Raw genomic sequence first — 4,999 nt, 5'->3', positions numbered from 1 at the left:
TCAGTTGGATCCCATCCTCCGCACCCGGAGGTGGCGTGCGCCCCGGACGAGGGTGGCGGCGGCGAGCACGCCGGCACCGGCGCGCCCGCCCGTGCGGGCGCGCCGGTGCCGCGAGGCCGCGCTGGAACGCCGCTGGGCCTTGCTCGGGACCTTCGTCGCCTGCGTAGCCGCCGAACTTGCTGTCGGTGGGGTGCCGGGACGACGAAGCCCGGGGCGCAGCGGGGCGTCAAGGTGTCAGTTCATGAGCAGGAGCCGCGTGTTCGGCACGAGCTTCCGGTTCACGCTGGTGCTCTGCACGAAGATCGTGAAGTCGTCGTTGTGGTCCGGCTTGATGCGAACTTCGCTGTCCGGCAGGCCGAGCAGGGCTCGGGCCTCGGGCCCCGCGTAGACCCGGTCGGTCTTCTTCTCCAGCACGGCGATCTGCTTCCGCGCCTGGATCTTCTCCGACTTGCTCAGCTGGTAGAACGCGCCTCCGGTTCGGTAGGTGTGCCCGCTTTCGACGACCCAGTCCCGGATCGCCGCGTCACGAGCCACCGGGATCAGCTGGTACTCCGACGGCTTCACCGGGGTGAGGCCGGCCGCCTTGATGGTGTCCTTGTTGACTGCCTCCGCACCCGTGGAGAACACCGCCCGCGATCCCCTGATGCCCTTGGTGCGGCCCACCATGAACTTCTCGGTGGCCTGCTGGATGACCTGCCCGGCCTCCTCGAGACCCTGCGTGCTCGTGGCGTCCCAGATGGCTATGTTTTCCTTCGGGAAACCACACTGCATGGCCTCGCGCCTGCCCATCTGGTCCGGCACAAGGACGGCCAGCGTCCAGTTGTCCTCCTGCGTCTCGATCATCCCGGCCACGGCGTTCACCAGTTCACGGGGATCCCTGGCAGGGGCGTCCGGGCAGCGATGACTTGCGTTCTCCTGGCCGTCGGTGAGCACGAACGTCAGGAAGCTGTGGTCGCCGTACAGTTGAGCTGTCTGCGCCAGCTCCCGCTGGGACTTCAGTGCGGCCGCCAGCAGAGCCGTCATACCGCCGACCCGGTACAGCTGCTTCAGCGACGGCATCCGAAGCACGTCCTTGTCGTAGATGACGCACTCCACCTTGTCCGCGAAGACGTACACCGTGACGCGGGTCTCCTGGTCCAGTTCCCTCGACCGGCGGGCAAGATAGGCGATCTGCTGGTCCGCGACTTCGACGACCTTGCTGCGCAGGTGCGACATGGACGAACTGGCATCCAGCACAAGAGCAACGTGGTTGATGTAGTTCTGGGCTCCGGACATGACAGCTCCCCCTCATTCCGACCGACTTGATGCTCCTACCGTCTCATCCACCACTGACAATCGATCTTGGCTCCCGGACCGGTTGAAGAGCCCACCCGGTGAGGCCCGGGTGCGCTGTGGGACCGGACAGAGCCACTCGGGTCGGCCGATCCTGTCTGCGGCCGCGGTCGCGGACGAGCCGGGCCGCTTCGCCCGCTGCGTCACCTACTGGCCGTTCGGGCGGTAGCGCGTCCTTGGGTCTCGACCGGCTGCACCCCGTGACCTGCCACGATGTCCTCATGCATGCCAAGGACTCGTGGGAATCGGTGCCGACTGTCGATGTCCGCCTGTGGCACTCCGACGCGGTTGGGCGGTTCGGCCGGCTGATGATCACCGACGTCCTGGTTTGCGCCGAAGCCCGCTGCGAACGCGGACACCTCGCCGAACGCCCCGAGGCGGTGGTGGCGTGAGCATCCTCGAGGCCCAGGCCATCGGCACCGGGCGGCTGGACCTGCTGCCGCTGCGCGTCGAGCACGCCGAGGAGATGGCCGCGGTGCTGTCCGATCCAGCCCTGCACACCTTCATCGGCGGCACTCCGGACACCCCGCAGGCCCTGCGCTCGCGCTATCGGCGCATGACCGCGGGCTCTCCCGATCCGGAGGTTTGCTGGCTGAACTGGGTGATCCGGCTCCGTGACGAGGCCTGCCTGACGGGCACCGTCCAGGCGACGGTCAGCCCTTCCGGCCATGGTCCCATCGCCGAGATCGCCTGGGTGGTGGGAACCGTTCCTATTCAGTGAGCAGGAGTGGGTCTTGGACCCGTTCCTGGTCGCTGCGGACATCCCGAACGGTTTTGGGTGTCCTGGTCGCCCGCGTTCGCTCCGTGTCCGGTGGCACGGATCGGGTCCGTGGTCCGGGAACGCGGTGGCGGGGTTCCTCACGCCCAAGGGCGCCCGAGCCGGCCTGGACGGTCCGATGCCCCGCAGCATCTCTCTGGTGCTGTGGGGGCGGTGGCGTCCGTCGCCGGACCGGATAGCCCTGGGCGCGTCGTCCGATCGCGATGCTCGCCGCATCGTGACGGGTGGTCTTACGGGTGGTGTGGGTGAGTGGCTTCTGCCAGTGCTGGGCACCCCACGTGGAGGTGTAGGCGGGGTCGACGGCGACGATGGTGATGCCCGTGGCGTCGGCCATGGAGGTCAGACGGGCGCGGAGCCGGCCGGTGGGCATGCCGGAGACCAGTTGCCGGAACCGTTTCCTGCGGCCGTGCTTCTCGCGGGTCTTCTCGGCGGTGAAGTCGAGGTCCTCGACGGCGATGGCCTTCACGCCGCAGGACGTGGCCCAGTGCAGCAGCCGGGTCAGGGCGTGACGGACCTGGGCGTCCCGGTGGCCGGCCGGTCCGGTGAGGTCGTAGGGGAAGCGGCGTGGCTCACCGCACGGGTTGCCGTGGGTGTCCAGGCGCCAGGCGGCCAGGTGGTCGGCGTTCATGTCGACCCCGATCACGCCGTCGGCCAGGGCCGCGGCCGGCGGAACCGTCTTCGATACCGGGGTCTGCCAGGAGGCGGTCACATACCAGCGGCCACGGTCCACGTCGTGGTGGATGCGGTAGGCGACGGCCCGGTTCGCCGCCGTCCGGTCGGCCCGTTCCTGCCCACGGTGCGCGAACCGGATCCGGCCGGTCAGGACGTACCGGCCGTGCGGAGCATTGGCCAGATGGGTGAGCGGGGCGGGGAGCCGGATGCTGACCTCACCCTCCGCACTGATGCGGATGGTTTCGTTCCCGAACCGCTTCCCGGACTCTCCGTCCGCCTGCAGGAACCAGCGTGCCGCCTCCCAGCGTTCACGCCACCGCGCCTCGGTGAGCTGGGCGTCGGGCAGGTGGTGCCGGATGCGGGCCAGGCGCTTGCCGCCCCGCACCACGTGCACGGTCTCGGCCTCCCAGGCGGCCCGCTCCCGCGCCAGCCGGTCCTCCAGCAGGTGCAGGCGCCGCGATTTGGCGTGCCACTCCCGCCGGCTGCGGTAACCACCCGGAGCCTTCTTCGACCCCTTCTCCCCGACGGGCAGTGACAGCCGGTGCCGCAACGTCCGCACCCCCGCCTCCAGGGACTGGATGTGGGCGAGGGCGCAGCGGCGGGCCAGCGCCCATTGATCGTGCGTGGCTTTGGTGATCGCGCCCGCCCACCGGGCGGACGACTGCGGCGTCAGCTCCCGCTTGCGCACCGCCCACGCCCGCGAGTCGTGGGCCAGGCCGTCACGGCAACGCGCCTTCAGATCACGACCGGCGAGCGCGCCCAGATGGGCGCCCACCTGGCGCAGCACCTCCACATCGCCGGCGGTGAGCTGCTTGAGCCGGGTACGCACAGCCACCCCCGACGGGCCCAGCGCGACGAACGGCGCCGCAAGCTCCCGCAGACCACCCACCCTCGCACCCCCCGACACGTCCCGAACAGCCGCTCCCCCTACCCAACGAGCACACCCGCCAGAGGTCACCCATTCGACCCACGGACTCCCGTTCCCTCCCCAGCCACAACAGAGCACAATCCCCCGACCACACCCCAGCTCACTCACACGCGCCAGAGCACACGCATGCACAGTCAAAGGCCAGCAGTTCCCAACCCCGTGGCAGGGGCGGGGCATCGCCGGCGAAGCAGCCCGAGCACTCGTCGCCTGGCTCAGCCGGCAGCCGGTGCACACCGTCATCGCCCACATCCACCCCCGACATCGGGCATCCGCCGCCGTCGCCACCGCCGCCGGGCTCACGCGTACCGATGAATGGCACGAAGGCGAGATCCGATGGCGCCGGAGCATCCCGCGATGACTTCGCAGGCCGGATAGCCGGCTGATGCCTCGCGGCCACCGTCGAGGGGCAGGATCACACCGGTGATGAAGACGGCGAGGCGCGGGCCAGGAACGTCACCGCGGCCGCGACACCCGGCGGCGTGCCGGCACGCCGCATTCCCCAGGTCCTCAAGCGTCCTGGCATGGTGGGGAGTCAGGCACCGACCATGGCAAGGGGCATCGCGGTGGTTCGTGACGATCAGGAGAGAAGCTTTCGAGCCGCACTGTCGCCGGAGCGGAGCGCCGAGATCGACGAGGTCGTCGGTCGCGTCACCCGCTGGGCGAGGGGTCGCGAAGACGTCGTCGGTCTGCTTCTGGTCGGATCATGCGCTCGCAACGCTGCGCGACCCGACTCCGACATCGACCTCGTCCTGCTCACGACGGACGAGCCCCGATATCTCCTCGACGATGCGTGGGCCATGGAGCTCGGGCTGGGAGAACCGATCCGAACTCAGTCGTGGGGAGCGATCACGGAACGACGCTGTTCCACGGCCTCCGGCCTGGAAGTCGAGATGGGCATCGGCTCTCCGGCCTGGGCAAGGGCTGATCCCGTCGACCCGGGAACCCGTCGCGTCGTAACCGATGGCGCTCGCTTGCTGCACGACCCGGCAGGCATCCTCGCCGGCCTTCTCGCCGCCTGCTGGATGATGGGGTGATCGGCGCCGGCGTACACGTGGAAAGCTCAGCCAACCGTCGACCAGGGCGGAGTCCCGGCTCCGAGCTGGGCACTCGGGCACCATGTCGCCGCCTCCTCCCGTAGCCGGTCAGGCCGAGCTTGGAGGGTGAACAGCCTTGGCGGGACCAGGGGTTCGTGCTCCGCGAGGGGATGCGGCAGGCGGATCGGCACGGCCACGCGGCCGGCTCCAACCGAGGCAGCGGGCCGGCAGGAGAAGCGGTGGACGACCCTCAAC

At 69.7% G+C, this 4,999-nt stretch carries 4 protein-coding genes and 2 pseudogenes; 4 read left to right on the top strand and 2 right to left on the bottom strand.

The window, feature by feature from the left end; genetic code table 11:
- Positions 1–234: 234 nt before the first annotated feature.
- Complete coding sequence (locus tag ACWGH4_RS31160) at positions 235–1,275, bottom strand: vWA domain-containing protein (protein WP_453466786.1); 1,041 nt, start codon at positions 1,273–1,275, stop codon at positions 235–237.
- A 278-nt stretch (positions 1,276–1,553) separates the two neighbouring features.
- Between ACWGH4_RS31160 and ACWGH4_RS31155 the strand changes: the two genes are divergently transcribed.
- Both ACWGH4_RS31155 and ACWGH4_RS31150 read left to right on the top strand, forming a co-directional pair.
- Positions 1,554–1,724 carry a hypothetical protein gene (locus ACWGH4_RS31155; RefSeq protein WP_453466784.1) on the top strand — a complete coding sequence of 57 codons (171 nt, stop codon included), beginning with the start codon at positions 1,554–1,556 and terminating at the stop codon, positions 1,722–1,724.
- Positions 1,721–2,038 (top strand): annotated as a pseudogene (locus ACWGH4_RS31150) (GNAT family N-acetyltransferase); the annotation flags it as partial. The gene ACWGH4_RS31155 and the pseudogene ACWGH4_RS31150, both read left to right, overlap by 4 nt.
- Positions 2,039–2,042: 4 nt before the next feature.
- Here the strand turns inward: ACWGH4_RS31150 and ACWGH4_RS31145 are convergent.
- Entirely contained in the window at positions 2,043–3,671 is a 1,629-nt protein-coding gene (locus tag ACWGH4_RS31145) for an IS200/IS605 family accessory protein TnpB-related protein (protein WP_453466782.1), read from the bottom strand.
- Positions 3,672–3,864: 193 nt separating this feature from the next.
- Here ACWGH4_RS31145 and ACWGH4_RS31140 point away from each other — a divergent pair.
- Both ACWGH4_RS31140 and ACWGH4_RS31135 read left to right on the top strand, forming a co-directional pair.
- Positions 3,865–4,068: pseudogene (locus tag ACWGH4_RS31140) on the top strand (GNAT family N-acetyltransferase); the annotation flags it as partial.
- Between the two features lie 187 nt (positions 4,069–4,255).
- The gene (locus ACWGH4_RS31135) at positions 4,256–4,744 is read left to right on the top strand and encodes a nucleotidyltransferase domain-containing protein (RefSeq protein WP_453466781.1); all 489 of its coding nucleotides are present in this window, start codon (positions 4,256–4,258) and stop codon (positions 4,742–4,744) included.
- The last annotated feature ends 255 nt before the right edge of the window (positions 4,745–4,999 follow it).

The organism is Streptomyces sp. NPDC054847, from assembly GCF_053610925.1.
This window is presented reverse-complemented; position numbering and strand designations above follow the sequence as displayed.

What these genes read in the sequence shown, in the direction of transcription:
- ACWGH4_RS31160 (WP_453466786.1), bottom strand. Translation starts at nt 1,275, where the DNA reads ATGTCCGGAGCCCAGAACTACATCAACCACGTTGCTCTTGTGCTGGAT.
- ACWGH4_RS31135 (WP_453466781.1), top strand. Translation starts at nt 4,256, where the DNA reads ATGGCAAGGGGCATCGCGGTGGTTCGTGACGATCAGGAGAGAAGCTTT.
- ACWGH4_RS31155 (WP_453466784.1), top strand. Translation starts at nt 1,554, where the DNA reads ATGCATGCCAAGGACTCGTGGGAATCGGTGCCGACTGTCGATGTCCGC.